General features: G+C 32.9%; 23 protein-coding genes. 18 read left to right on the top strand and 5 right to left on the bottom strand.

Translation table 11 applies throughout. The features are described from left to right. Positions 1 to 151: 151 nt before the first annotated feature. The 4 genes from BTO05_RS01330 to BTO05_RS01315 all read right to left on the bottom strand — a co-directional run bounded on the left by BTO05_RS01330 (position 152) and on the right by BTO05_RS01315 (position 4,612). Positions 152 to 340, bottom strand: coding sequence for a hypothetical protein (locus BTO05_RS01330; protein WP_087490935.1), 189 nt, complete (start codon positions 338 to 340; stop codon positions 152 to 154). A 78-nt stretch (positions 341 to 418) separates the two neighbouring features. Beyond that, entirely contained in the window at positions 419 to 3,622 is a 3,204-nt protein-coding gene (gene ccsA / locus BTO05_RS01325) for a cytochrome c biogenesis protein CcsA (protein ID WP_087490934.1), read from the bottom strand. Positions 3,623 to 3,721: 99 nt separating this feature from the next. After that, complete coding sequence (gene mscL, locus BTO05_RS01320; RefSeq protein WP_087490933.1) at positions 3,722 to 4,171, bottom strand: large conductance mechanosensitive channel protein MscL; 450 nt, start codon at positions 4,169 to 4,171, stop codon at positions 3,722 to 3,724. Between the two features lie 51 nt (positions 4,172 to 4,222). Beyond that, a complete protein-coding gene (locus BTO05_RS01315) occupies positions 4,223 to 4,612 on the bottom strand; it encodes a group III truncated hemoglobin (protein WP_087490932.1) in 390 nt (129 codons plus the stop codon). A gap of 82 nt (positions 4,613 to 4,694) precedes the next feature. On the opposite strand from BTO05_RS01315, the gene BTO05_RS01310 reads away from it, so the two are divergent. The 11 genes from BTO05_RS01310 to BTO05_RS01260 all read left to right on the top strand — a co-directional run bounded on the left by BTO05_RS01310 (position 4,695) and on the right by BTO05_RS01260 (position 17,708). Next, a complete protein-coding gene (locus BTO05_RS01310; protein ID WP_087490931.1) occupies positions 4,695 to 5,492 on the top strand; it encodes a Rossmann-like and DUF2520 domain-containing protein in 798 nt (265 codons plus the stop codon). Continuing rightward, on the top strand, positions 5,485 to 6,015 hold the full coding sequence (locus tag BTO05_RS01305; RefSeq protein WP_087490930.1) for a KdsC family phosphatase: 531 nt from the start codon (positions 5,485 to 5,487) through the stop codon (positions 6,013 to 6,015). The genes BTO05_RS01310 and BTO05_RS01305 overlap by 8 nt, the downstream gene beginning before the upstream one ends. A gap of 1 nt (position 6,016) precedes the next feature. After that, positions 6,017 to 6,328, top strand: a complete 312-nt coding sequence (locus BTO05_RS01300) for a hypothetical protein (protein WP_157662508.1) — start codon at positions 6,017 to 6,019, stop codon at positions 6,326 to 6,328. 5 nt (positions 6,329 to 6,333) lie between these two features. Then, entirely contained in the window at positions 6,334 to 7,263 is a 930-nt protein-coding gene (locus BTO05_RS01295; protein WP_087490928.1) for a geranylgeranylglycerol-phosphate geranylgeranyltransferase, read from the top strand. Continuing rightward, positions 7,263 to 7,856, top strand: a complete 594-nt coding sequence (locus BTO05_RS01290) for a Maf-like protein (RefSeq protein WP_087490927.1) — start codon at positions 7,263 to 7,265, stop codon at positions 7,854 to 7,856. Before BTO05_RS01295 ends, BTO05_RS01290 begins: the two co-directional genes overlap by 1 nt. A gap of 27 nt (positions 7,857 to 7,883) precedes the next feature. Next, positions 7,884 to 8,807: a septum formation inhibitor Maf gene (locus BTO05_RS01285; RefSeq protein ID WP_087490926.1), complete on the top strand. Its 924-nt coding sequence runs from the start codon at positions 7,884 to 7,886 to the stop codon at positions 8,805 to 8,807. Positions 8,808 to 8,854: 47 nt separating this feature from the next. Next, positions 8,855 to 9,382, top strand: coding sequence for a mechanosensitive ion channel domain-containing protein (locus BTO05_RS01280; protein ID WP_087490925.1), 528 nt, complete (start codon positions 8,855 to 8,857; stop codon positions 9,380 to 9,382). Further along, positions 9,382 to 10,458 (top strand): magnesium/cobalt transporter CorA, encoded by a 1,077-nt coding sequence (gene corA / locus BTO05_RS01275; RefSeq protein WP_087490924.1) that lies wholly within the window; start codon positions 9,382 to 9,384, stop codon positions 10,456 to 10,458. The genes BTO05_RS01280 and corA overlap by 1 nt, the downstream gene beginning before the upstream one ends. Positions 10,459 to 10,614: 156 nt before the next feature. Continuing rightward, positions 10,615 to 13,137, top strand: a complete 2,523-nt coding sequence (locus tag BTO05_RS01270; RefSeq protein ID WP_087490923.1) for a PIG-L family deacetylase — start codon at positions 10,615 to 10,617, stop codon at positions 13,135 to 13,137. A 114-nt stretch (positions 13,138 to 13,251) separates the two neighbouring features. After that, positions 13,252 to 15,057, top strand: a complete 1,806-nt coding sequence (locus tag BTO05_RS01265; RefSeq protein WP_087490922.1) for a sodium:solute symporter — start codon at positions 13,252 to 13,254, stop codon at positions 15,055 to 15,057. Positions 15,058 to 15,152: 95 nt separating this feature from the next. Next, complete coding sequence (locus BTO05_RS01260; RefSeq protein ID WP_087490921.1) at positions 15,153 to 17,708, top strand: M4 family metallopeptidase; 2,556 nt, start codon at positions 15,153 to 15,155, stop codon at positions 17,706 to 17,708. A 70-nt stretch (positions 17,709 to 17,778) separates the two neighbouring features. Here the strand turns inward: BTO05_RS01260 and BTO05_RS01255 are convergent, their stop codons facing one another. After that, positions 17,779 to 18,624 (bottom strand): DUF2911 domain-containing protein, encoded by an 846-nt coding sequence (locus BTO05_RS01255; RefSeq protein WP_087490920.1) that lies wholly within the window; start codon positions 18,622 to 18,624, stop codon positions 17,779 to 17,781. A gap of 157 nt (positions 18,625 to 18,781) precedes the next feature. Between BTO05_RS01255 and BTO05_RS01250 the strand changes: the two genes are divergently transcribed. The 7 genes from BTO05_RS01250 (at position 18,782) to BTO05_RS01220 (ending at position 23,588) form a co-directional block, all read left to right on the top strand. After that, positions 18,782 to 19,111 (top strand): ArsR/SmtB family transcription factor, encoded by a 330-nt coding sequence (locus BTO05_RS01250; RefSeq protein ID WP_087490919.1) that lies wholly within the window; start codon positions 18,782 to 18,784, stop codon positions 19,109 to 19,111. Between the two features lie 10 nt (positions 19,112 to 19,121). Beyond that, complete coding sequence (locus BTO05_RS01245) at positions 19,122 to 19,595, top strand: DUF6428 family protein (RefSeq protein WP_087490918.1); 474 nt, start codon at positions 19,122 to 19,124, stop codon at positions 19,593 to 19,595. 10 nt (positions 19,596 to 19,605) lie between these two features. Beyond that, entirely contained in the window at positions 19,606 to 20,217 is a 612-nt protein-coding gene (locus tag BTO05_RS01240; protein WP_087490917.1) for a low molecular weight phosphatase family protein, read from the top strand. A gap of 2 nt (positions 20,218 to 20,219) precedes the next feature. After that, positions 20,220 to 20,888 carry an MIP/aquaporin family protein gene (locus BTO05_RS01235; protein ID WP_087490916.1) on the top strand — a complete coding sequence of 223 codons (669 nt, stop codon included), beginning with the start codon at positions 20,220 to 20,222 and terminating at the stop codon, positions 20,886 to 20,888. Positions 20,889 to 20,981: 93 nt separating this feature from the next. After that, a complete protein-coding gene (locus BTO05_RS01230; RefSeq protein WP_087490915.1) occupies positions 20,982 to 21,638 on the top strand; it encodes a TetR family transcriptional regulator C-terminal domain-containing protein in 657 nt (218 codons plus the stop codon). After that, complete coding sequence (locus tag BTO05_RS01225) at positions 21,639 to 22,949, top strand: ABC1 kinase family protein (protein ID WP_087490914.1); 1,311 nt, start codon at positions 21,639 to 21,641, stop codon at positions 22,947 to 22,949. Continuing rightward, positions 22,950 to 23,588, top strand: coding sequence for a flavin reductase family protein (locus BTO05_RS01220; protein WP_087490913.1), 639 nt, complete (start codon positions 22,950 to 22,952; stop codon positions 23,586 to 23,588). Position 23,589: the final 1 nt, after the last annotated feature.

Raw genomic sequence — 23,589 nt, 5'->3', positions numbered from 1 at the left:
AATATTATTTTATACAAAAATAAGAGTTGAATTAGGCCAAAGACTAAGTTTTAACTAATCTTTATTACCAATATTATTATAAGCTCTTATTATAAAAACGGCCCATATCACTACGAGAGTCGATACTATAATAGAGAACCAAAAAACTAAATCATCTGCCTCCATTGTTAATGATTTTTAGGTAAATCATAACACCTAATAAAGTTGGAGCCCAAAGACCTACAAAAATACCATGTAATTTATCACCGGTTAAAAAAAGATATTCTGCTACAATAATTATAACCGCACATAAACCTAAAATAAAGGTATTGCCTGCGCCTAATTTTTTGAAGATATTCATTTAAATTGATTGGATTTAAAGCCACAAGTTACAAAAAACTAAGACTTATTTTATATTCAATGTAGGAAATTTCGAGAACTAGTAATGTCGTTTGTATTTTCTATAGGCAAAAAAGGCTATGACTCCAATACATCCTAACGCAATAGCTATAAACTGAAAACTTATGATTTTATCACCACTAGCGTAAGCATGAAGCCCTGATAAATAAAAGTTAACACCAAAATACGTCATCATAATACTTGCGAATGTAAGAACAGATAATAAATTATATAACCATTTACTTCTTAATCCTGGCACTAATCGCATGTGTATGACAAAAGCATAAAACATTATACTAATTAAAGCCCAAGTTTCTTTTGGGTCCCAACCCCAATAGCGTCCCCAACTTTCGTTAGCCCACATACCACCGAGAAAGTTTCCTATCGTCAACATTACTAAACCTACAGTCAACGCTAATTCATTAATGATTGTGAGTTCTTTTACGTTAAGCTTCATTCGCTCTTTATTCTCTTTAGTGGTAATAATCATCAAGAAAAGAGCAACAAGTCCTAAAATCATTCCGATTGCAAATGGTCCATAACTACCTACAATTACAGATACATGTATCATTAACCAATAACCTTGCAAAACAGGTTGTAGATTCCCAATTGCAGGATCCATCCAACTCCAATGCGCTATCATTAATACCATAGAAACTACAAATGCCGAAGCCGCAATAGTCAATTTACTTTTACGTCCAAACAATAGACCAAATAACATCGTAGCCCAAGCGACATAAATCATAGATTCGTAAGCATCACTCCATGGTGCATGACCAGATAAATACCAACGTGTAATCAATCCACCAGTGTGAATTAAAAAAAGGAAAATAACTACACCCACAAAAACCTTAGTCAAAACATCTAAAATTTTACTCCTGGATTTTAAAATTTGCCAGATAATAAAAATGAAAAGCAATGTACTTGCATACATGTACCAACTGAACAACTTCTTAAAAATATCGTACTTATTGTAAGCAATTTCAGTTTTTACTTTTTCGTCAGATAGCATAACTGAGATTCCGAATTTTTTTTGAGTGGCTTTAAAGTCTCTAAGTAATTTGTCAGCGTTAGTGAAATCATTTTTTTGCTTCGCATTATTTAAAGTCATTAAATAGTAACTGAATCCATTTTTGACAAAATTACCGTACAATGAATCCGTTTTTTTGATTTCGTCTTTAAAACGACCAGCTTTGTATTCATAAGACGATATCCATGTATTGTTTTCGTCATTAGGAACAGGAAATATTTTAAGAGAACGCCCTTCTATCAAATCCGAAAGCAGACTTAATCGCTCGTAAGCCATTTTAATTTCCTTTTGTGACCCATTAGGTATAGTTGCACTAAATGCGTCTTCTAAATAAGGCTCTAGTTTATTAGTACCATCAGGATTAATAAAATCTAATAAGCTTGCATACTTTTTTGAAGTATCTAAACCAATTATTGTACGAATGGTATCTGCTTTTCGTTTTGCCAAATAAATAATCGGCATATTATACCAAAGCTGCGAACTTTCTTGGATAGATAATAATATCTGAGTTGCTTCTAAGCCTTCGTATGTATCACTCTTACTCAGCTTACGCAACACCTCCGAAGAAAATGTATGCATAGGCATCATACGTCCACGACTATCCTGAATCACCATTTTGGCAAACTTATCTGCGTGTTCTTTAGGCGTTATATTTGCTTTTAAAATTGAATCTAATTGAGCTTTTAAAGGACGCTGATTCTGTACGCTATGGTCATGACCATTATCAGCAGAATGTTCCTGAGAGAATCCAAAAAGACCAAAACATAGAACTAAAATCGTCAAGATTTTTGCTTTTTTCTTTTTCAATTTTTCAAGTTGCTTTCTTAATTCATCAAAACGCGTATTTTTTGAGAGCATAATAGCCATAAGTCCAAAATAGAGTAATAAATATCCTGCGTAGGTAATGTAAGTTCCCCACATATCATGGTTTACAGAAAGTATGGTGCCTTTTTCATCAGGGTCATAACCAGATTGAAAAAAGCGGTAACCCTTATGGTCTAAAACATGATTCATATAGATACGATAATCAAAATCTTCTGTTTCACTATCTACAACAGTTACTTTACTTTCAAATGATTTTGGGACGTTTGTTGTACCTGGATATTTTTCAGCAATGAAATCATTTAGTTTTACTTGAAACGGTAACTCTATAATTTTTGATCCATAAAGCATCTCAATATCTAAACCACCGACTTTAAAAGTTTCTAATCCACCATAAGTTCCTTTTCCTCCTATTAATCCAACTTCTTTAGTTTCACCATTAGCGGTTACATCCAAAATTAGTCCATCTTCATCATTCTTTAAGATTTTAGATTTCTTAACCACTCCAAACTCACCTTTAACGACAGGCTTAGGAAATACAATTTGCATATTTTCTATAACATAACGAGAACGTAGCGCTAAACGTTGCAAACTATCTTTAACTAATTTGCCTTGTTGCATTGTAGCCATAGTCAAATACTCGCCATCATAAGGAGAATTTATAAAAACACCATCATCAGTATTTGTAATATTAATGGCTCCTTTTTGAAATTTATTTAAAGAAAACAGAATGTTATGAATGCTTTGTACTTGACCTTCTTCTAAGAAATGGTTGTGAGGTTTTCCGTTTCCTGCTTCAACTATCTTTAAATAAGATTTACCATCATCATTAGGAATGATATCCTTTTCAGCTCCAATAATATAATCTTTTAGCTTAACTGAGACTTCAGTACCTCCATAATCAAAAGTTTCTTCAAAATCGTTATTTAATCGCGGAGAAAAATCTACTTCTTCTTCTATATTATACTGAACTAAATTGCCTTTATATACATAATCTCCAATTATACGACCTTGAATATAGGTTTTAAGGGATAACATTTGGTTGGAAGTTTCGCCTTCTCTAATAGGCATTGCACCTTCGTAACCTATATATCGGGTCACACCAGCGCCGATAATAATTAATATCCATGATAAGTGTAAAATTAATGTTGCCCATTTTTCTTTACGCCACAAACGGTATCTTTTTATATTACCTAAAAAATTAATTAGAAAAAATACCATGATGGCTTCAAACCACCATGCGTTATATATTAACTGACGCGTATATGGCGTAGGAGATGTATCCATATTACGGTCTAGTAAGGTGCCGGTAGCCATGGCTACGGCAAAAACAATAAATAAAACGGCTGTAAGTCTAGTGGAAAACAGGAAATTGGCGATTTTCTTTTGCATAGCGAATGGCTTATTTTTAAGCTCCTGCAAAGATAATGCTTTTAAGGGATTTTTATCACCATAAATTATTACTAAAAGTTGTTAAAATTCTTTCAAAAATTATGAAGATTTCTGAGCTCTTAAAAGCGCATTTTGTTCCTCCATTAATTCATTTAAATTGGACAACAACTCAATATCTTTAGGGGTTACAACGGTTACATCCTTGGTGTCTTGAGCTTTACGTTTTAGTCTATTCATAAATTTTACAACAATAAAAACGGTAAATCCAATAATTATAAAGTCCAAAAACACTTCTAAAAGTTGACCATAAGCAACAGCTACTTCTGTGATAATGGCATTTCCATCAGCGCCCAAAACCTCATCCCGAAGTACTAATTTTTGAGATTCGAAATTTGAACCATCAGATAACAGTGAAAGTGGCGGTAATAAGACTTGTTTGGCCAATACATCTATAACTTTATTGAAAGCTGCTCCAATAATGATACCTATAGCCATATCCATCATATTTCCTTTAACTGCAAATTCTTTAAATTCTTTTAGTAGTTTCATCTTATTGTCTTTTAGTTATAAGCCTACAAAATAAAAGAATGCCTGTAAAAATCAGCTATGACGTGCTTCAAATATTTTTAAATACAGAAAAGTTCCCATTTTACGTGCACGTCGTTTAGCGTTTTCGGCGTAATCGCCTTTAAATAATTCATCAATAGTCTGAAACCACAAGTTTAACCACAATCCAAAATGCAATTCGGTAATACTATTGTTATTGTCTGCATCGACTTTTACATGAGCTTCTAATGGGTTTCCATTAAATTTTGTTTTTAAAAATAAACTAGATTCCCAAAATGTAGTCAAATGTTCAAAATGTGCATCCCAATCTTTAATGGTATCATTAAAAAAAGGACCTAAGACATGGTCTTTTCTAACTTTTTTATAAAATGAAGACACTAGCAAATGTATATCTTCTCGTGTTTTGATATCCGACTTTTCCATGTGACTAAAGTTAGATGATAATTTTAATATATTGTGATTAATCTGATTTTTGTAGCGCTATATTTCTTAGTATTTTAGCATCATGATTTCAGTTGTATTACTCGGAGCTGGCAATGTAGCTTCTCACTTATATAAAGGCTTTTCAGCTTCAAAAAATATCAATGTTTCTCAATGGTATAATCGTTCATACGAGACTATAAAAAGTTTTAAAAATGAAACTGAAGTTATCGATGATTTATCGCAACTAAAAGAAGCAGATATTTATATTTTGGCTGTAAGTGATGATGCTATTTCGAATCTTTCTGAAGCACTACCCTTCGAAAACCGTTTTATTGTTCACACTTCTGGTACTGTAAGCATGTACGATTTGGAAAAGAAAAATAAACGTGGTGTTTTTTACCCATTACAAAGTTTCTCAAAAGATGCAGATATAGATTTCTCAAAAGTTCCTTTTTGTATTGAGACTGAAGATAAATCCAAGATGCAAATGCTAAAAGATTTAGCAAATTCACTAGGAAGTAAATTTTTTAAAGTCACAACAGAACAACGTAAAACGCTTCATGTTGCGGCAGTTTTTATTAATAACTTTACAAATCAAATGTACCGCATCGCTCACGAAATAAGTGATAAGGAAAATATTGAATTTGATTTATTAAAGCCTTTGATTTTGGAAACCGCTAATAAGGTACAAGACATGTCACCATATTTGGCGCAGACTGGACCAGCTAAACGCAACGATAAAAAGACTTTAAAAAAACATTTGAAACTTATTGATAACGAAGAACACCAAGAAATTTATAAATTGATGACCAAATCAATTCAAAAAACTCATGGTATTAAGTACCGCTTTGACATAAAACGCAAAAAAAATAATGGATAATAAAAGCTACAAAGAATACCTAAACGATATCACTACTTTTATTTTTGACGTGGATGGTGTGTTAACAGACGGTTCGGTTACTGTAACTACTGATGGCGAAATGCTAAGAACCATGAATATAAAAGACGGTTTTGCTCTAAAAACCGCAATAGATGCTGGCTATAATGTATGTATTATATCTGGCGGTTCTAACGAAGGTGTTCGTAAAAGACTGAGTGGCTTAGGTATAAAAGATATTTATTTGGGTGCGCACAATAAAATCGAGCAACTAAACGACTACTTTAGCAAAAGAGGAATAACACAAAACCAAACCTTATACATGGGAGATGATATACCCGATTTTCCAGTCATGAAAATAGTAGCGTTACCTTGTTGCCCTCAAGATGCTGTACAAGAGATAAAAAGTGTTTCAAAGTATATTTCTCATAAAAACGGTGGTAAAGGTGCTGTCCGAGATGTTATCGAACAAGTACTTAAAGTTCAGGGTAAATGGAATGGTAATTTTAATGCTAAATACGATTAAAATGTCAAGAGGAAGAAGACATAGTACTGGTTTTGGATATATAGGCTTTGGTAATAGTCAAGGTGTATTTAATCAGAGTTCTAAAAAGCCTTTTTCAAAATATAAAGAAAAACTAGACCTTGAAGCCCATTTGCATTACAAAATGGAATTCTTACACAAGGATTTAAGTAAAAATGACAAACAAAAAATCAAAGAAAAAATAAGAATTCAAGAAAGAAAAGTAAACATAAGAACTTCTATTGTTTCAGTATTATTGTTTTTACTCCTTTCATTTGGTGTGTTTCACCTCATCAGCCAAATTATGTCCCGTTAATAATTATGATTCACTTTTTTAAACTCATTAGGTGGAAAAATCTTCTGCTTTTAATTTTGACTCAAGTTTTAGTCAAATATGCACTTCTCGAACCTTTAAGAGAAAACTATGGTATAAGTACAGCGTTAACAACTATGGGCTTTGCTTATCTAGTGATTGCCACTGTTTGCATTGCTGCAGCTGGATATATAATTAATGACATAGAAGATGTTGAGGCCGATAAAATTAATAAGCCTGAAGCTATAATCATTGGTAAATACTTTTCAGAAAAAACCACTACTTATCTTTTTATTGGGATAAACATCTTAGGTGTACTTTTTGGTTATTTGCTATCTACAGGAATTGGAAAACCGTCATTTTTTATGATTTTTGTCCTAGCTTCTGCGCTATTGTATGTTTATTCAACTTACTTAAAAAGCATAACGCTTATAGGTAATATCACTGTAGCTGCACTCGTTAGTTTAAGCATTCTACTAGTTGGACTTTTTGATTTAACACCAATGGTTACAAAAGCTAATCAATCTACACAGCTTTTCTTTTTTGACTTAATTAAAGATTATGCCATTTTTGCTTTTATGCTCAGTTTATTAAGAGAAATTGTTAAGGATATTGAAGATATTGATGGTGACCACAAAATGGGAATTAAAAGTTTACCAATCTTATTAGGACGACATCGTGCTACAAAATTGACGTTTATACTATCCTTGATTCCGTTGATGGTTATTGTCTTTTACATGTCTAATAATCTTTACAAACAACCACTTGCTATGGGTTATGTTTTGCTTTTGATTATTGCACCTTTAATATTTACAACTATTAAATTATATACAGCAAAGGACAAAAATGACTATAAACTTATTAGTACTATTTTAAAAATAGTTATGCTCACAGGTGTTTTATCGCTGTTGTTGTTTCAATTTATTTTACTTAAATAATGCTGAAAGAAACTCTAAAAGATTACCATATAATTTTAGCATCAGGTTCACCTAGACGCCATGCTTTTTTCAAATCTTTAAATTTAGAATTCGAAGTTATTTTAAAACCTGTTGAGGAAATTTACCCAGAAGTACTTCAACGAGAAGCTATTACAGATTATCTTTCAAAATTAAAGGCAAAACCTTTTCAATCGGATATAAAATCAAATACCATTTTAGTAACAAGCGATACTATTGTCTGGCATAACAACAAAGCCTTAGGAAAACCAAAAAATGCACAACATGCCTTTGAAATGATTAAGTCTATGAGTAATGCTACTCATGATGTTGTTTCTTCAGTATGTTTTACAATGCAAAAGCAACAAAAAATAGTCAATACAACGACTAAGGTTACTTTCAAAGCTTTGACAGATGACGAAATCTGGTACTATGTCAATAACTTCAAACCTTTTGATAAGGCTGGCGCTTATGGTATCCAAGAATGGATTGGTGCCATCGGAATAACTAATATCCAAGGCTCATATAACAATGTTGTAGGTTTGCCTACCCATTTACTTTACGAAACGTTAAATGCTATTGCTAAGGAAAGTTAGCATCGTAATTTTGTAAAAAGCAGAATTATGAAACGTATCGTTTATTCAATTTTAGTAAGCTCACTCCTATTTTCGTGTAATAATGAAGACAAAAAAGCTACTTCAAAAGAAATTGCGGAAGCAAAAATAAAAACAGAAAATACAAAACCAGCTCAAAAATTATCTAAAGACTTTAGAAACTATTGGTATGCTGGTGAAGCAGAGATTTCTTCTTATAAATTGGAACAAGCACGTTATGGAGAAATGCGAGATGGCAATGCCGTTCTGGTATTTGTAACAGAAGATTTTTTACCAGATGTACAGGTCAAAGCTGATAATTATAGTAAAGACAATATACCAGTTTTAAAACTGAATGCCACCAAAAATTTCAACACAGGAATTTATCCATATTCTGTAATGCAAAGTACGTTCTATCCAGTTTCCAATAATAAACATGCTTTGAAAGTTTCTGCTTCTATACAGGAATGGTGTGGTCATGTGTATGCCCAACTCAACAATCGAGATGATTTTGAGATAATGTCACATTCCTACTTTCAGTCCGAAGCGGACCAAAATTTAACCCTTGACAAAGTAATTACAGAGAATCAAATTTGGACACAACTACGTATTAATCCAAAATCGTTACCAACTGGTAATATCAATGTGCTTCCGTCATTAGAGTTTTTAAGATTAAAACATGTAAAGTTTAAGGCTCTTAAAGCAAATGCTAAATTAGACAATGAAACATACAGCATATATTACCCAAACTTAGACAGAACGTTGACCATTAATTTTACTGAAACCTTCCCGTATGATATTACAGGTTGGGAAGAAACCTATCCAGATGGTTATGGTCAAAACGCAAAAATGCTAACAACCAAAGCAACTAAGATTAAAACTATTAAATCTGCATATTGGGGAAAAAACTATAACACAGATGAAGTCCTAAGAGAAACTCTTGGATTGCAATAATCTTCTTAAAATCTAAACTATATTTGTTAAAACAAATTAGTTTAGAAATGTATACTTTTTACAAAACGTATCAATCTGAAATTATATATTCTGCGATACTATTGGTTATTCTGCTAATCATCAGAGCAATCATAGTTTTGACTGTCAAAAAAATTGGTAAACGAAGTGGTACTTCAGAAGTGCGTGCTAATCTTATCGGACGTTATGTAACAGTAACAATCTTCTTAATTGGTTTTTTAATAGAGGCTTTTATTCTAGGTGCTGATACAGATGATATTTCTTTGGTATTTTCATCAGTATTTGCAGTTATTGGTATAGCTCTGTTTGCTATTTGGTCAATCCTTAGTAACGTCACGTCTGGTGTAATCATGTTTTTCTCATTTCCATATAAGGTCGGTGATAAAATAAAAATCCATGATAAAGATTACCCAATAGAAGCCATTATTGAAGATATTAGAGCTTTTCAGCTAATTCTACGAGAGGACAATGGTGATTTAGTAACCTATCCGAATAATTTAATTCTACAAAAAGCTGTAACTTTAATTCAGAAAGATGCACTCGACGAAACTTTATAATGATTAAAAAGCGTAAAGAAAGAACTCAAAATTCAAAAAAGCACATTGGTAAAGTACCAGGTACAATGGTGTACACTGGTGAAAAATCTAAAGAGAGTCTGCATATCCACTCTTTTGATTACACCAAGCAAAATGTAGAAGAAGTTATTTTAGATAATATTGAAGCAGCTGCAGGTTATAAAGATACAAAATCTGTTACTTGGATAAATATTAATGGCCTTAATTACACAAAAGAAATTGCTGGTATTGGAGACCAATATGGACTACATCCTTTGGTCTTAGAACATATTGTTAATACTAGCCAACGCCCAAAAATTGACGAGTATGATGATTATATTTTTGTAGTCTTAAAAATGCTCTACTATGATAAAAACGAAAAAATTGTCATCGAACAAGTTAGCTTGGTATTAGGTGAAAATTACGTGTTATCATTTCAAGAAGCCGAAGGAGATGTGTTCGATACCATCCGCAACAGATTACGTCAAAACAAAGGGCGAATTCGAGGATTAAAATCTGATTACTTGATGTACACTTTGATAGATGCTGTAGTAGACAATTACTTTAGCATCATAGAAACTTTGGGTAATAAAATTGAAGACTTAGAAACTGAGCTTTTTGCTGGTACATCAAGAGAAGGCTTAAATATCGAAGTACAACAACTAAAACGAGAAATACTTAAAGTTAGACGTGCTATATTTCCTCTTCGCGAAATTATAAATCGTATTGAAAAAGGAGAACACCAACTTATCAACACGCGTACAATTACCTACTACAGAGATATTTATGACCATTTAATTCAAGTTTCAGAAAACATAGACATTTATCGTGAAATGATTTGGAGTCTCATGGATATGTATATGACAACCATTAGTAATAGAATGAATGAGGTCATGAAAGTATTGACTATTATCTCTACTATTTTTATACCCTTAACTTTTTTGGCTGGTATATATGGGATGAATTTTGAATACATACCTGAGCTGCAATATAAGTATGGTTATTTTGTACTCATAGGTGTTATGCTACTCATGTTTGTATTACTTTTATTTTTCTTCAAAAAGAAAAAGTGGCTTTAAGGTGCAAATCTTTGAGTTAAAAATTGACAAAACACATATCCACTAAACAGAATTCAAGAAAACAAATACAATTCTTACAACCGTTAAATAAATCAAAAATCACATAGCTGCCCTATTTACTTTTTTAACTTTGAAAGATAACTAACTATACTTAATATGTATCGTATAAAACTATCTGTTTTACTACTTATAACTACTGTTTTCGCAGTAAATGCACAACAACCAAAAAAACTTAATTCTTCAGAAATATTAGAGTCTATTCAAAAACTCAATGTTTTAGCATCTGTACTTTATGTGGCAGCGCATCCAGATGACGAAAATACACGTCTTATTTCATACATGTCAAATGAAGTCAAAGCACGTACAGCATATTTATCCTTAACACGAGGTGATGGTGGACAAAATCTCATTGGTCCAGAAATTAGAGAGCTATTAGGTATAATGAGAACACAAGAATTGTTGGCAGCTCGCGGTGTTGATGGAGGTGAGCAACGTTTTACTAGAGCTAATGATTTTGGCTACTCAAAACACCCTGACGAAACATTAAGTATTTGGAACAAAGACGAAGTATTGGCCGATGTCGTTTGGAATATTCGTCAGTTTAAACCAGATATTATCATTAACCGCTTTGACCACAGACGTGCAGGCAGAACTCACGGTCATCATACAAGTTCTGCAATGTTAAGCCTCGAAGCCTTTGACTTAGTTAACGATGCTACTAAATATAGTTCCCAACTTAAACATACCGAAACTTGGCAACCTCAACGTATTTTTTATAACACTTCTTGGTGGCGTTATGGCAGTCAAGATGCTTTTGATAAAATTGACAAAAGTAACATGCTCAACTTTGATATAGGTGTTTATTATCCGCTCAAAGGACTATCAAATAACGAATTAGCATCAATTGCTAGTAGTCAGCATTTATGTCAAGGATTTGGACGTATGACGTCTCGTGGCACTCAGCAAGAGTATATTGAGTTTTTAAAAGGGAAACCTCTTGACGGGGAAAATCCCTTCGCAGGAATTGATATTACTTGGAATAGAATTAAAGGTGGAAAAGCCATTGGAGATGTTTTAAAAGCTGTTGAAGAAAATTTTAATTTTTCAAATCCTTCTGTGCATATTCCTGAATTGGTAAAATCCTATCAAATGTTACAAAATGTTGAAGATGAACATTGGAAAACTATTAAGTCTAAAGAGTTAATTAACATCATTGAAGCTTGTGCTGGCTTATACTTAGAAGTTTCGGCTTCAAGCCCAACTGCAACTAAGAATGAAGCTGTAAATCTTAGAATTGAAGCTTTAAATCGTAGTCAAACCAATATCGAATTATTATCCTACAAAATGACTTCGTTAGAGAATGCTGTTTCGAAAAACATCAAACTAACTTCGAATAATCGCATTAATTTAGAAGAAGGTATAACTATTCCTAGCGATGTAGATTATACAAATGCGTATTGGTTAAATAAAAAAGGAACTTTAGGCATGTACAATGTCGAAGACCAAACACTTATTGGAAAGCCTGAAACACCACGAGCTGTAAATGTAACTTTCAATCTAAATATTGAAAACGTATTAATTCCAATTACAAAACCAGTTGTTTATCGATACTCAAAGCCAGATAAAGGCGAGTTATATCGTCCATTTGAAATCGTGCCTCCAGTATCGGCTAGCTTGCGAGATAAGGTATTTATATTCGAAAATGACCAACAAAAAGAAATTGAAGTTGTAGTAAAAGCAGGTAAAAACAATGTAGAAGGTTTCGTGCAAATGGCATATCCTAACGATTGGAGTGTTTATCCAGAAAAACAAAAAATAAAAATAGAGAACAAAGGTGACGCGCAAACATTAGTTTTTACTGTTATACCTCCAAAAAATCAAAGTGAAGGATTTATTACGCCAATGGTAAATTTAGATGGTAAATTCTATACTAGAGAACTTGTAGAAATTGATTATAACCACATTCCTTATCAAACTGTTTATTTACCTAGCGAAAGTAAATTGGTACGCTTGGATATTCAAAAACGTGGAAATAACATAGGTTATATTGAAGGTGCTGGTGACGTTGTTCCTGAAAGTTTAAGACAAATAGGTTATAATGTAACCATCATACAACCTGAAAATATTTCTGCAGATAATTTAAGTGAATTTGATGCTATTGTTGTTGGTATCAGAGCATACAATATATTAGATGAATTAAAGTTTAAACAAAGATTTCTTTTGGATTATGTGAAGTATGGTGGAAATATGATTGTACAGTATAACACAAGCAGACGACTGAAAGTAGATAAAATTGCACCTTACCCATTAACACTATCTCGTGACCGTGTAACAGATGAAAATGCAGAGATGACAATACTTAAGCCAAATCATCCACTCTTAAATTTTCCGAATAAAATTACCGAAAATGACTTTGATGGTTGGGTACAAGAACGTGGTTTATACTTTCCTAATAAATGGTCAGAAGAGTTTACTCCTCTTTTCTCTTCAAATGACAAAGGAGAATCTCCAAAAAACGGAAGTTTGTTGATAGCCAAATACGGTAAAGGTAATTACATGTATACAGGTTTAAGCTTTTTTAGAGAATTTCCAGCAGGAGTTTCTGGCGCTTATCGTTTGTTTGCTAATATGCTTTCTGCCGGAAAAGAAACCGTAGCTAATAAAAAACTAAACGACTAACCATGGACAATCAATCACCAGAAAAACAACCATGGCTTAAATCCTATACCTTGGTTTTAGTAGCAAATCTTATATACATCATTTTGTTTTATCTCATAACTAAAGCGTTTTGATATGGTTTTAAGCTGGATTGATTGGACGGTTTTAGCCGCCACGTTACTTACTATTGTTGGTTACGGAACTTGGGTAACTCGCAATAACAAAAGTGCGCAAGACTATATAAAAGGCGGAAATACGTCCCGTTGGTGGACTATCGGATTATCTGTAATGGCTACTCAGGCGAGCGCAATTACATTTTTATCTACAACTGGGCAAGCATTCTCTGATGGTATGGGATTTGTACAATTTTATTTTGGTTTGCCTATTGCCATGGTCATTATTTGCCTTGTATTTATTCCCTTATATCATCGATTAAAAGTTTACACAGCATACGAGTTTCTTGAAAATAGATTCGATTTAAAAACCCGCACATTAACAGCAATCCTATTTCTAATTCAGCGTGGACTAGCTGCAGGAATAACCATATTTGCGCCCGCTATTATACTATCAATAGTATTAGGGATTAACATCGTTTACCTTAATATTATTATTGGTGTTTTAGTCATTATTTATACTGTTTCTGGTGGAACAAAAGCTGTAACTGTGACGCAAAAACAGCAAATGTTTGTCATTTTCGCAGGGATGCTAGCAGCACTATTTATAACATTAAATCTAATTCCTGAAGATGTATCTTTTAGTGATGCTATCGATATTGCTGGTGCTAACGGTCGTATGGAAGTATTGGATTTTTCCTTTGATTTAGAAAATCGCTACACCGTTTGGTCAGGACTTATTGGAGGTACATTTTTAGCGCTCTCATATTTTGGAACAGACCAAAGTCAAGTACAGCGTTATCTCTCTGGAAGTAATGTAAAAAACATGCAAATGGGCTTAATTTTTAACGGCCTACTAAAAGTACCAATGCAGTTTTTTATCTTATTAGTTGGAGTAATGGTATTTGTATTTTATCAGTTCAATCCTTCACCACTCAACTTTATAGATGCATCAACGGAGAATGTTTTAGCTTCAGAATATGGTGATGATTACAGAATACTTCAAACAAAACAGCAACAATTATTTGAGAAGAAGAAAGCACTAAGTATTCAATTATCAAAAACTGATAATCAAGAATTAAAACAAGATATCTTCAAATTAGATAGTATTGAAAAAACGTATCGTAGTAAATCTAAGTTTTTAATAAAAAAGGCAATTGACCCAGAATATGTTGCAGAATACAAAAAGCTACAAGATGAAATTGCTGCCCTAAAATCCAATCCTCAAAGCGAAGCGTATATTTCAAAATCTGAGGCTTTAAAAACACTCTACAATTCGGCAGCTAAGGATACACAAACTAATGATAGAGATTATATGTTTATTCGTTTTATCTTAAATCACCTACCAGTTGGACTAATTGGATTACTATTAGCCGTGATTTTGTCAGCGGCAATGTCATCTACAGCTTCTGAAATTAATGCTTTAGCTACAATTACGTCTATGGACTTATATAGTAGAAACACAAAAAACAATACTGACGATGCATCTATGGTAAAGGTAACCAAATGGTTTACTTTGGCTTGGGGAATTATAGCTATTATCATTGCATGTTTTGCAAATTTAGCCGAAAATTTAATTCAGCTAGTAAACATTATTGGCTCAATATTTTATGGAAACGTGTTGGGAATTTTCTTACTAGCATTTTTCTTTAAATATATCAAAGGAAACGCTGTATTTACAGGTGCATTAATAACGCAAGTCATTATAATTATTGGTTGGTGGTTTGACTGGATGCCCTACTTATGGCTTAATCTATTTGGATGTGCATTGGTTATTTTAATTACACATTTGGTTCATGTTTTTTTCAAAAAACAAGATTTAGAGTAAAACTTAAGTAATACTTTTTTCGTAGGTAATTAGATTTGCCGAACTTGTAAGCGTTTTTTTTAGTATACTTACACTTTCGAATTAACCCCAAACTTATGAAAAAAACTATTTTCTTTTTAACTGCAATTTGCTGTTTTTCAGCGTTTACAGGTTATTCTCAGAGTTTATCTGAGCAGATTCAAAAATTCTCTGATAAAACAAACGCTAAGGTTTCATTTAATAATAATTCTAAAAGTGTAACTTTTATTAAGTTTCCTTCAAACTCTTCATATAAAATTGCAGGCGAAAAAGTAACTACTAAAGCTTTAAATTTTATTGAAAAATCCAAACTTTTTAGTGACTTACAATCTGAAGATTTTCGAGTCGGAAAGGTAAAAACAGACGCCTATGGTTTAAACCATGTCGAATTAATTCAGACCCACAATAATGTTTCTGTTTTTGATGGCAGACTAAAGTTTCATTTTAATAAGAATGGTAACATTACTTCTGTAAACGGAAACATAATTTCGAAACCTAAGCTAAATACTGTTCCTAAAATCTCTATTTCTGAAGCAAATGCTTTGGCTCTAGAAGTTATTTCTAATCAAAATTTAAACAAATCAGGCGTTCCTTTATTTGTAGAAGAAAATCAATTGGTAATTTATCCAAAAGGCATTGTTGAAGGTCTTGAAACCACAAACTACTTGACCTACCATATAGAAGTAAGAAACAATACTGATGTAAGAGAATATATTTTTATTGATGCAATTACTGGAAAAAGCATCGAGCAGTTTACTGGTATGGCACATGCATTAGACCGAATTGTTTACGAAGAAAATACCTCAAACATTGCTTGGCAAGAAGGAGATGCAATTCCTGGTTCATTAACCATATGGCAGCAAAATGAGGTTGTAGCTTCTGAGCACACATACAATTTTTTTAAAAATGCATTTGGATATATTTCTTATGATGGTGCTGATGCACAAATGATTACTATTAATAATAATCCAAACATAAATTGTCCTAACGCGAATTGGAACGGTTTTTCTGCCAATTATTGCGACGGCACTGCATCAGATGACGTTATTGCACATGAATGGGGACATGCATATACCGAGTTCACAAACAACTTAATATATCAATGGCAATCAGGAGCAATTAACGAAGCTTACTCTGATATTTGGGGAGAAACTATAGATTTATTAAATAATTACGAAGATGCTGGCGAAGATTTATCCTTACGTACTGGCTGCAATAGCTCTGACAGATGGCGAATGGGAGAAGATGCTTCTGCTTTTGGAAACCCTATAAGAGATATGTGGATACCGCCATGTAATGGCGACCCAGGAAAAGTGTCTGATTCGCAATACCATTGCGAAACTACAGATTCTGGTGGTGTTCATATTAATTCTGGGATTCCTAATCGCGCATACGCACTTCTTGTAGATGGCGGAACATTTAATGGGTACACAATTAATAGCATTGGATTTACCAAAGCTGCGCACATTTTTTGGAGAGCACAAAGTGAATATTTAACTCAAAGTAGTGACTTTATTGATTTAGCTGACGCGCTTGAGGCTTCTGCTCAAGATTTATTGGGAGTTAACCTTGAAGGTTTATCTACAACTACGACTCCTGCAGGACCTTCTGGAGAAATTATTTCTGCAACTGACGTACAAACAGTAATGAATGCCATTTTGGCTGTAGAAATGCGAATGAATCCTGATGCCTGTAATTTTCAACCTATTCTAGCAAACTCTACTCCACCTTGTGAAGCCTCAAGCTCTAATCCAATTTTTAGAGAAGATTGGGAAACAGGTACTGATGGCTGGAGTTTTGAACAACTTCCATCAAACCCTAGTACTTGGGAAAATAGAGATTGGACTCTTAATGCCAACCTACCTGCAGAAAGGACAGGAAATGCAATATTCGGAACAAACCCAATTAATGGAAACTGTACATCTGACCTAGAAAATGGAATCATAAGATTAGAAAGCCCTTTAATTACGATTCCAAATTATGCTACTGGAAATACAGAGTTATTTTTTAATCACTATGTAGCTACTGAAGCAAATTGGGATGGTGGAAATATAAAATATCAACTAGATGGTGGTGCTTGGACATTATTACCAGCTTCTGCATTTACAGAAAATCCATATAACGGAACAATAAACCCAGTTACGTCAGGAAACGACAATCCTTTGCAGAGCGAAGATGCTTTTACAGGTTCTGATGAAGGTTCTGTAGAAAGTAGTTGGGGAACTAGTATTGTGGATTTAAGCCAAATAGGTGTTGTAGCAAATTCTACTTTAAAATTAAGATTCGAAGTTGGATCAGACGGTTGTAATGGTCGTGATGGCTGGTATTTAGATGAAATTGCTGTTTATAATTGTAATTTTGCACTTTCTGTAAAAGACTTTAATGACTTAGCTGAAATACTAACAATTTATCCTAATCCTTCAAACGGAATTTTTAATTTAAAAAAGAATAGTAAAGTCGATTTAACCTTCGCTAATATATACGACTTAAATGGTAGGTTAATTAACAAAATTAATTTAGAATCTATGAATACTGAAACTCAAGTAAATATTTCAAATTCTGCTACGGGATTATACTTTGTAGAAGTCAATTCTAAAAGTGGAAAACATACTTTTAAAATATTCAAGAATTAATCTACATGTATTTTGACAAAAAAAAGCGACCAAATATATGGTCGCTTTTTTTATTAATGTTGTGATTAGATTATAGTCCGCCCCATTCTTTAAGCGAATCCGTATTCATTTTTACATAGTCAGCGTTTCCAGCTTCTTTTGCACCAGCTAAAGATTTTTTAGCGGCAGCAATAGCATCTTTCTTCTTTCCTAGTTTAGCGTATAACAAAGATTGCTGTCTCAATTGCCAATATCTAGGCTCTTTAACCATAGACATTGCTTTATCCATCCACATTTCAGCTTTTTTCATGTCTTTGTCTGCATTCATGTAATAAACTGCAGAAGCATAATAATCGTTTGCTGATGGTCCTGCCATTGCACTTTCGATAGCTGAAGTTACCATTTTATCTGTTGGCACTTCAAACTTTAAATTTGCCATTGTATCTGCCCAAATAAATCCTAATTCAGCAGAATCATTAGTCAAGTTATCAAAAGTAATAGTAAATGTTTCTACCATCATTGGCAACTTCATTGTTTCTATTGTAGTTTTTGCTGCTACTTTAGAATCGTCCCATTTTGCTGGTGCTCCCCAATTTTCAGTGTCAGAATAAAAAATGACATCCCAAGATTTTGCACTAGGTGTCACAAAAATAGCATAAGAACCTGCTTTTAAAGTTTGTCCATCAACAACAACATCATCACTAAAAGTAATCATAGTGTTTTTATTTGCTCCAGTTCTCCATAGTTTACCATAAGGTACTAAATCACCAAAAATTGTACGTCCTCGCATTCCTGGACGAGAGTATTCAAGAGTAACATCAGTTAAACCTACCTTCTGCTCTATTTTAGTAAAAGGACTTGGCTGTGGCGTCTCAATTTGTGCATTTACGCTGAACATTAAAGTCAAAGCAAATGCTAATAGTGTTAATTTTTTCATGTTATAAAGTGTTAGTGTTTAATTTCTCCCGTAAAATTACGACCCAACCGATGCTTTAATTGTTAATTAATCCTTAAAATGGCATCAAAAAAATTAGAGAAAAGTTTCAAATAACGAATCATTAATCGTAATATTGCAATAAACAAATTAAGTAAACATGGGTTTAGTCAAATCTGAAATTTTTACCGAGGAACAGAATAAAATTTCGCTTCTAGCAAAAGCTTTTGCGCATCCTGCTAGAGTTGCAATTTTGCAACATATTTTTAGTACCAACTCATGTATTTGTGGTGATTTAGTTGAAGAAATTGGATTAGCACAATCTACCATATCTCAACATCTTAAAGAATTAAAAAATATTGGATTAATCTCAGGGAACATAGAAGGCACAAGCGTTTGCTATTGTATTGATACGGCAAAGTGGACAGAAATGAAAACCACTATTAACCAATTTTTAAACCAAGACATATTAAATAATAATTGTTGTTAAACATATTACTATGAAACTATCAGAAATAAAACAACACCTTAATCAACTAGAAAATATTGAATTTAAATTACCTAATGGTAGTTTAGTTCCAAGACACTTTCACGTTACAGAAGTCGGTAAAGTGTCAAAAACCTTTATTGATTGTGGTGGAACATTACGTCAAGAAAGTGTTATAAACTTTCAACTTTGGGAAGCTGATGATTATGATCACAGATTACACCCAGACAAACTTTTAAATATTATTACACTTTCTGAAGAAAAGTTAGGACTTCGTGATGTAGAAATTGAAGTTGAGTACCAATCCGATACCATTGGAAAGTATAGTTTAGATTTTAAAGATGGAAGCTTTTTACTACTATCAACTAAAACTGCTTGTTTGGCTTTAGATAGCTGTGGAATACCATCACTAAAACCAAAACTAAAACTATCAGAAATTCAATCACAAGCTGCTAATTGTTGCACACCAGAATCTGGTTGCTGCTAATTTTGAAAATATGGAATTCAAACAACTCAACAAATTAATAGAAGCACTAGATATTAAAACAATTTCTAATGAACGTAAAATAAGTTTAGATGTACTTAAACTCTACATCCAATCTAAAAAAGATAAGCACCAAGACATAAATCTAAACTTCATTTGTACTCATAATTCACGTCGCAGTCACTTGTCACAAATTTGGGCACAAACGATGGCAAATAATTTTAAAGTCAAAAATGTATTTTGCTATTCTGGTGGTACTGAAGCAACAGCTATGTTTCCTGTTGTTGGAGAAACCTTAAAAAAACAAGGCTTTCATATTGATAAACTTTCTGAAGAAAATAATCCTGTTTACGCTGTCAAATTTTCAGACAACAACAATCCTCTTATTTGTTTTTCAAAAAAATTTGATGCAGAATTCAACCCAACTAGTAACTTTGCTGCAGTGATGACTTGTTCTCATGCTGATGAAAACTGCCCTTTTATTGCTGGTGCAGAACAACGCATTCCTGTACGTTATGATGACCCAAAAGCATTTGATAATACGCCACAGCAATCAGAGAAATATCAAGAGCGTAGTTTACAAATTGCAACAGAAATGAAATACATATTTTCAAACATTAGCTAACTATGAAGAAAGAAATTGCTGAATTAATAGGCACTTTTTCAATGGTGTTTTGTGGTTGCGGAGCTATGACAATCAACGAAATTACTGGTGGTGATATTTCTCATGTTGGTGTCGCAATTACTTGGGGGCTAATAGTAATGGCAATGATATATGCTTTTGGAGAAATCTCAGGAGCACATTTTAATCCTGCGGTGACTATTGCATTTGCAGTTGCTAAAAAATTCAGTTGGTCAGCAGTTCCTAGATATATTGTGTTTCAAACTATTGGTGCTTTTTTAGCAATCGCTATGTTATGGTTCTTATTTCCGGAAAGCCAAAGTTTTGGTCACACATATCCAGCCGAAGGATTTCCTCCATACAAAGCATTTATATTAGAACTCATACTAACCTACTTTTTAATGCTAGTAATTATTAATGTATCTACTGGCAGTAAAGAAATTGGAACCATGGCAGCAATTGCAGTTGGTGCTGTAATTTTACTAGAGGCTATGTTTGCTGGTCCAATGACTAAAGCCTCAATGAATCCTGCTAGATCACTAGCTCCAGCTATAATTTCTGGAAATCTTCAACATTTATGGCTTTATTTAATAGCTCCTATTTTAGGTGCCATACTTGCTGTTTTAAGCTGTAAACTTGTAAAAGACGACAATTGTTGTGATACTAATTGTTAGTATTTGATGCATTTAATATTTCTTGTTAAATTTTGTTTAACTATAACTTAATATGGTTAAACATTATTATATTTGTATAGTAAATAATATACAATGGCAAAGAAAAAATCAATCTCACAATCAGACCTAATCACACTTTACATGGATTATGTGTTAATGCATGACCACAAACCAAAGTCTGTATACGCTTTTGCTAAAGACAACAACTTCGATGAATCAAAATTTTATGAATTTTTTACGTCTTTCGAAGCTTTAGAGCAATCAATTTTTAAAGTGTTTTTTGATAACACGCATAAGGCATTAGATAAAAGTGAAGATTATCAATCCTTTGATGCTCGCAATAAACTATTAAGTTTTTATTACACGTTTTTTGAAAACTTAACTGCAAATAGAAGTTATGTAGTTCATGCATTAAAAGGTAATAAAAATGACATGAAGTCTTTAAAAATACTGTCTCATTTAAAGAAGAGTTTTAATAACTATATCGAGCATTTAGGAATAAATTTAATAGATGTAAAGCAAGACCAATTACAGAAAATTCAAAACAGAGGTCTTAAAGAATCTGCATGGCTTCAATTATTAGTTACTATGAAATTTTGGCTAGATGATACATCTCCATCATTTGAAAAGACAGATATATTTATAGAAAAATCTGTTAAAGCTAGTTTTGATTTAATTGATACAACACCACTAAAAAGCATCATTGACTTTGGCAAATTCCTGTTCAAAGAAAAAATGCACATGAGCTAAATGAAGACAATAGACAGCATACCTATCACTAAAATATCCAGAGCATCAAAGTTGGTGTCTACTGGAGCAAAAGTTGGTGTAAATTATTTAAAGTATTATGGTGACAAAATGGTTAATTCTAAAGAAGACGCCAAAGAACGCCTTAACCAAAATAATGCTGAAGACATCTACGATAGTTTAAAGAAACTAAAAGGTAGTGCGCTTAAAGTGGCCCAAATGCTAAGCATGGAGAAGAGCATTTTACCGCAAGCTTATGTCGAAAAATTTTCATTATCACAATTTTCGGTTCCCCCATTATCACCACCATTGGTGATAAAAACGTTCAAAAAGTATTTAGGACAACACCCCGAAGATTTGTTTGATACTTTCAATGCAACCTCAGTAAACGCTGCCAGTATTGGGCAGGTCCACCTTGCAGAAAAGGATGGGAAAAAATTTGCTGTGAAAATCCAATATCCTGGGGTTGCAGAAAGTATTGCGTCAGATTTGGCTTTAGTAAAACCTATTGCCGTTAAGATGTTTAATATCAAAGGAAAAGATTCTGATAAATATTTTAAAGAAGTCGAAAACAAACTCACAGAAGAAACTAATTACATATTAGAGATAGAGCAAAGCAAAGCTGTTGTAGATGCTTGTAAACATATACCTAATCTTAAGTTTCCAAACTACTACGAAGAATTATCATCAGAGCGCATTATTACAATGGATTATATGAAGGGTGAACACCTTTCAGAATTTGTATCACACAATGAAAATCAAGATATATCCAATAAACTAGGACAAGCGCTTTGGGACTTTTACATGTTTCAGATTCATAATTTACGTAAAGTACATGCAGATCCGCATCCTGGTAACTTTTTAGTTTCCAATGAAGGTGAACTGATTGCGCTAGATTTTGGTTGTATGAAAACAATCCCAAATGATTTTTATGTACCATACTTTGAATTAGCTGAAAAAGATTGCATAGACAATCCAGAACTTTTCAAAGAAAAATTATATGAGTTAGAAATTTTAAGACATGATGATTCACCAGAAGAAATAGAGTTCTTTGGAGCTATGTTTCATGAATTATTATCCTTGTTTACACAACCATTTCATTCTGAAATATTTGATTTTTCAAACCCAGATTTTTTTAATCAAGTAGCAGAAATGGGCCAACGTTATTCAAAAAGTACAGAATTACGCAAAATGAATGGTAATAGAGGCTCTACACACTTTATTTATATAAACAGAACATTTTTTGGTCTCTATAATTTAATGTTCGATTTAAAAGCAGAAAACGTTCAGATTAACAATTTTATAAACCTGTAAATGGTAGAATTCACGACCGATGACATAGACAAAATGCATCACCTCTACCGCATCAATTTGATTAACAGTTGTTCTGGGTACAAATCTGCAAATCTCATTGGCACAAAAGATAAAGAAGGAAATAGTAATCTTGCTGTATTCAGTTCGGTAACGCATATTGGTTCAAATCCTGCAATGTTTGGATTCTTCACAAGACCAACAACAGTTATGCGTCACACATATGATAATATTAAAAATACAGGTAAGTTTACTTTAAACCATATCCATCAGAATATTATAGAAGATGCTCACCATACCTCTGCAAAATATGACAAGTCTATTTCGGAGTTTGATGTTACACAACTAGAAGAAGAATACAAAAACAATTTTCATGCACCTTTCGTGAAAGACTGTCCGCTACAAATAGCTATGGAGTTTGTTGAAGAATATCATATAGAAGCAAACAACACTATTTTGGTAATCGGAAAGATTGATACCCTTTACATTGCTCATAATCTTATAGAAAAAGATGGTTTTGTGGATTTATCAAAAGGAAAAACTGCAACTATAAACGGACTAGATGGATATGCTGTACCATCATTAAAAACGCGTTTAGACTACCAACGCCCAAAAGAAGGATACGCACACAGAGACAAATAAA

This window comes from Winogradskyella sp. PC-19 (genome assembly GCF_002163855.1).
Taxonomy (GTDB): Bacteria; Bacteroidota; Bacteroidia; order Flavobacteriales; family Flavobacteriaceae; genus Winogradskyella.
This window is presented reverse-complemented; position numbering and strand designations above follow the sequence as displayed.